Here is a 4,986-nt window from a genome sequence, read left to right as displayed (position 1 = left end):
CCTGTCATTGCGTCAGGGCACCATCGTCGATGCCACGCTGATCCATGCGCCCAGTTCGACTAAGAACAAGGACGGCAAGCGCGACCCTGAAATGCACCAGACCAAGAAAGGAAACCAGTATTACTTTGGCGCGAAAGCGCATATCGATGCCGACGAAGAATCGGGTCTGATGCACAGCGTGGTGGTGACCGCCGCCAATGTCGCGGACATCACCCAGGTCGACAAACTGCTGCACGGGGAGGAAAACGTGGTGTGTGCTGATGCGGGCTACACCGGTGTCGAGAAGCGCGAGGAGCATGAGAATCGCGAGGTGGGTTGGCAGATCGCAGCTCGGCGCAGTACCTACTCCAGGCTGAGTAAGCGCAGCGTACTGTATAAGGCCAAGCGCAAAATCGAGTACCTCAAAGCCCGGACGCGGGCCAAGGTCGAACATCCGTTCCGGGTGATCAAGCGTCAGTTTGGTTACATGAACGTGCGTTTTCGCGGACTGATGAAGAACACCGCTCAGCTGACCACGCTGTTCGCGCTATCAAACCTGTGGATGGTTCGAAAACAGTTGATGGGTATGGGCGAGTTACGCGTGTAACGCGCAGAAATGGGCTGAAAAGCCCGCCAAGACGGTACGCGCGGGACGTTTCGCGAGAATATAGCGCCGAACACCACGATATTTTCAACTTGCCGCGCGGTTGCTGCAAGTTGATCGGAGCTTCCCTAAAGGTTTGGCAGGGCGAGCAGCGTGGTCAACTGAGCGGTGTTTTTCAGCAGCCTTCGGTATTTTCGACTATATTTTTCGTACTGAGCCTTAAGCCTTGGGCCTGACCAAACTGGTAGTAAAGCCTATCTTTAATGCTGAGATTGCGATAGGACATAAGGGCAGTACCAGGTACCGACTCAAAAAAGTGGCTGTGCTGAGGGATAGTCACCCCTCTAAATTTATAACAGGTATTTAATAATGCTACGTACATATGAAGAGCGTAAAAATACGCATACAACAAGCAGCATCAAGTCTGAAAAAGAAAAAGATTACCCCAGTGAGTATGAGGATATGGAGTATGCTGCAACAAAAAAATATACGTTTAAAGACTTGGCAAAAAATGCAAGCGGAAAACGTCTGGATTGGCTTGATCTAGCTCAGGCCCTACCAGCACAAAACACTACTAAAGCTCAATATAACAGCATTGAAAGTATTGCAGACAAATACAATTTACTTACAGGCGGTATGGATACAAACTTTCAGAGTATTAAGCAAGGAAGGCAAAAAATTCAAGGGGCGAAAACTGATAAAGAGCGAACACGCCCAATCCTTAAAATTGGTGACACTCCAGATAATACAAAGCAACCTTCTGCCTATCCCTGGAATAATGTCGAAACGAGTGTTATCGACGATATTGTAAATGACTCCTCAGTCGCTAGTTACTCAAAAAAACCCCGTAATATGTGCTTAGCTTGCGCACAGCGAGTCACTGAAATTCTTGATAAGCGCAACGTGACATATCAAGTTATGGGAATACTGACTTGGAGTGGGATTAACGACACCCGTCCAGCTAATCACTATGCGGTCGTTGCGAGTATTGATGAACAGAAGTTTATTATCGATCCCACCGCAGGCCAGTTTGGCAACTCTCAGGCGTTCTATGGTGGCTTAGACCAATGGTCAACGCAGCTCAAGGAAAATCTGCCACATCGACTCATCAAAGTGCGTGAGTTTCGCACCTTAAGCCAAGCAACAGCAAAAATTGGGACGATCTGGGCCGACCCCATGGATTTTGAGGGCTCCATCTTACAAGATACCTCATGGCATCAGCGCATCTTAAAAAACTCAGTCGCTTTTAGAGCACAGCAACAACGAGATATTCGCGCGAATTTTGGCGCTCCGCCACCGTCTCGGGGTTTCATGGGGGCGATATCAAGCTGCTTTGGTAGACGTTAGAACGATCTGAAATCGTCACCAGTATTATGATGCCCCTTCATGGGGTGCTCCAACAAATCGACGACCTGACTAAAATCAGGCTTTGGTGCTTTTTATTCATGTCTTTTTCGCTTCAATAACAATGCAAATAATATCGTTTGTTTGGCGCTATTCTATCTTCAGATAACGAAAGCGCGAATGGAGTCCTCGATTGAGGATAACATCAAGCTGGGCCGAAGTGAAAATAGGTTTCTCTGAAAACAATGGAGAAATCTGCCTCTAAAATACGCCGTGAATTTTATTAGTATGACGTCATACATAGCGTGGATTCATGAGTGCACAGCAAAATTGTATCCTCCAAGGAGCCGTGGGTTTTTATGACAATTAAGGTGTTCTTCAATCATTGAGCGACCCTGTAATCGTTTTTTAAAAATACGAGACCAAATTGCAGTGTGCCGATGCTGATCAAGATATCACCGACATTTCTGCTATATCAGATAGCCAAGCGTACCGGGCTGTCGAGAAACACCATTCGAAAATGGGTCAGAGCGCCCGAAGCCACTCAGCCCGCGTATTAACGGTGCGCAACCTTCAACAAACTCAGTCCATTTCACGAGACGCTGGAGCAGGCGCTCAAGGTCGATTCATTTCGGGCAAAGCACAACCGCAGAAGTGCCAAAGCACTCTTCGAATAGATCAAGGCCGAGGGGTACGACGGCGGCTACAGCCAACTCACCGCCTTCATACGCGCGTGGCGCGGCGAGCAAGGCAAGTCTTTACGGGCCTTCGTACCGCTGACCTTTGCACTCGGCGAGGCCTTTCAATTCGACTGGAGCGAAGAAGGCCTGCTGATCGGCGGCCTGTTTCGACGCATCCAGGTCTCCCACATGAAGCTGTGCGCCAGTTGTGCATTTTGGTTGGTTGCATATCCCAGCCAAGGCCACGAGATGTTGTTCGATGCCCATACCCGCTCGTTTGGCGCGTTAGGTGGGGTGCCGCGTCGCGGCATCTACGACAACATGAAGACCGCTGTCGATAAGGTCAACAAGGGTAAGGGCCGCACGGTCAATGCTCGGTTTGCCGTGATGTGTGCGCACTATTTGTTTGATCCGGACTTCTGCAACGTGGCCTCGGGCTGGGAAAAAGGCATTATCGAAAAGAACGTCCAGGACAGCCCTCGATGCTCAAGATTGCATGTTCCACACCTTCGAAGAACTGAATGCCTGGCTCGGCCAACGCTGTCGAGCGCTCTGGAGCGAGCTGCTGCACCCGCAGTACAACGGGCTGACGGTAGCGGACGTCCTGGAACTGGAACGGCTGGAAATGATGCCCACGCCCACCGCCTTTGATGGCTACGTCGAGCGCACCGTACGGGTTTCCAGTACCTGTCTGATCAGCGTGGCGCGAAATCGCTATTCGGTGCCGTGTGACCGGGTCGGCCAGTGGGTCAGCAGCCGTCTGCATCCTTCCCGGGTGGTGGTCATCGCCGATGAAACGATGATTGCCAGTCACGAACGCCTGTTTGATCGAGATCAGGTCGTTTTGACTGGCAGCATTACATCTCGCTTATCGAGCGCAAGCCCGGAGCGCTGCACAATGGCGCTCCGTTTGCTGACCTGCCGAAGCCGTTGCAGCTGCTAAAACACGGTCTGAGGCGTCATACCAATGGTGATCGAGTCATGACTCAGGTACTGGCGGCTGTTCCCATCGCCGGGCTCGATGCCGTGTTGTGGCGGTGGAGTTGATACTTGAATCAGGCAGCTTGAGCGCTGACCACATCCTGAATGTCCTGGCTCGACTGACATCGACAGCAGCACCTGCGTCCGCCGAAACCAGCCTGCAACTCAAGATAGCGCCTGTCGCCAATACCGCGCGCTACGACCGGCTCCGTACCACCGATGAGGGGACTCGCAATGCGTGATCTTATGGCGGAACTCAAAGAACTGCGTCTGCATGGCATGGCCAGTACTTGGGAAGAGTTGGTCTCGCAAGGGGCGGGCCTGGAACAGGCAAAACACACCTGGCCGCCTTGGCCGTGTCCGGGATCACGACGCCTCACAAACGCGTGCGCTTCTACTCCACGGTAGATCTGGTCAATTTGCTGGAGCGTGAGAAATACGACGGCAAGATGAGCCGAATCGCTCAAGGGTTTCTTAGAACAAACTTGGTGATACTCAATGAACTGGGGTATTTACCCCTCAGCCAGAGCGGCGGTGCACCGTTATTTCACCTGCCGTCCAAGCTGTACAAACACACCAGCGTGGTCATCACGACCAACCTCAGCTTCTCGGAATGGTCGAGTGTGTTTGGTGACGCCAAGATGACTACGGCGTTGCTGGATCGGCTGACGCACCACTGCCATATCGTCGAAACGGGCAACGAGCCCTATCGCCTGCAGCACAGCAGCTTGATGGCCCAGACGAAGATCAAATCACGCGAACGTAAGCGCAAGGACAATGATGCTACAGAGGACGACCGAGAATACCCTGCCGCATGCCTGTATGCGGTGGGGATCTAGTGCCTCTGTCACTGGAATACGACTGCTAAGCTTATCCACAACTGCTGATGCAAAAATTAGCATTCCGCCCTGGGTCAATTTTCAATCGGCGCCAACACGCAGCACGCCAGCCGGATTGGATCTGCACGTGGTTCTGGATAACAGCTCGACCCACAAGACTGTGGCAATCAAGCAGTGGCTGGAAAGGTGCTGGAGATGGCTTACAAGCAACGCGGCAACCTGAGGACGGGGCTGTTTCACTCGAACCAGGGTTCGCAAGGTTTCGCCAATGGTTCTGGCATTATCGCATGCGCCAGAGCATGAGCCGTCGTGGAAACTGTTGGGATACTCAGTTCACTATGCTCAAGAGCGTCGGCCCAATCTGACCCGTGCTGGGATTGGCCAATAGAGTGCCTTTGCGTTGACCTGTCGATTGGACGCTGACGTTCCCTGGCATTGCCGGGCCCAGCGTCTGTGACCTGATAGGAGCCTTGTTCTGCATCTTGAGTGTCCTGTCCTGCGTATGGGGTTGGTAATGCGTTCTCCTCGGAGGCATTAGTCATGAACAATCCCATCAGCG

General features: G+C 52.2%; 2 protein-coding genes and 3 pseudogenes. All 5 read left to right on the top strand.

Annotated features, from left to right (window positions below):
• Nucleotides 1–586: IS5 family transposase (locus CRO75_RS31965; RefSeq protein WP_143504323.1), on the top strand; the 586-nt coding region annotated here is incomplete at its 5' end.
• Between the two features lie 366 nt (nt 587–952).
• Complete coding sequence (locus CRO75_RS31960) at nt 953–1,930, top strand: hypothetical protein (RefSeq protein WP_097140615.1); 978 nt, start codon at nt 953–955, stop codon at nt 1,928–1,930.
• A gap of 437 nt (nt 1,931–2,367) precedes the next feature.
• Nucleotides 2,368–3,830: pseudogene (gene istA / locus CRO75_RS31955) on the top strand (IS21 family transposase).
• Nucleotides 3,823–4,427, top strand: a pseudogene (locus tag CRO75_RS31950) (ATP-binding protein). Before istA ends, CRO75_RS31950 begins: the two co-directional pseudogenes overlap by 8 nt.
• A 183-nt stretch (nt 4,428–4,610) precedes the next feature.
• A pseudogene (locus CRO75_RS31940) lies at nt 4,611–4,753 on the top strand (IS3 family transposase); the annotation flags it as partial.
• Nucleotides 4,754–4,986: the final 233 nt, after the last annotated feature.

This window comes from Pseudomonas sp. LAMO17WK12:I10, assembly GCF_900215185.1.
GTDB classification, from domain to species: domain Bacteria; phylum Pseudomonadota; class Gammaproteobacteria; order Pseudomonadales; family Pseudomonadaceae; genus Aquipseudomonas; species Aquipseudomonas chlororaphis.
The sequence above is the reverse complement of the archived record's forward strand: the minus strand, read 5'-3'. Positions and strand labels throughout refer to the sequence as shown.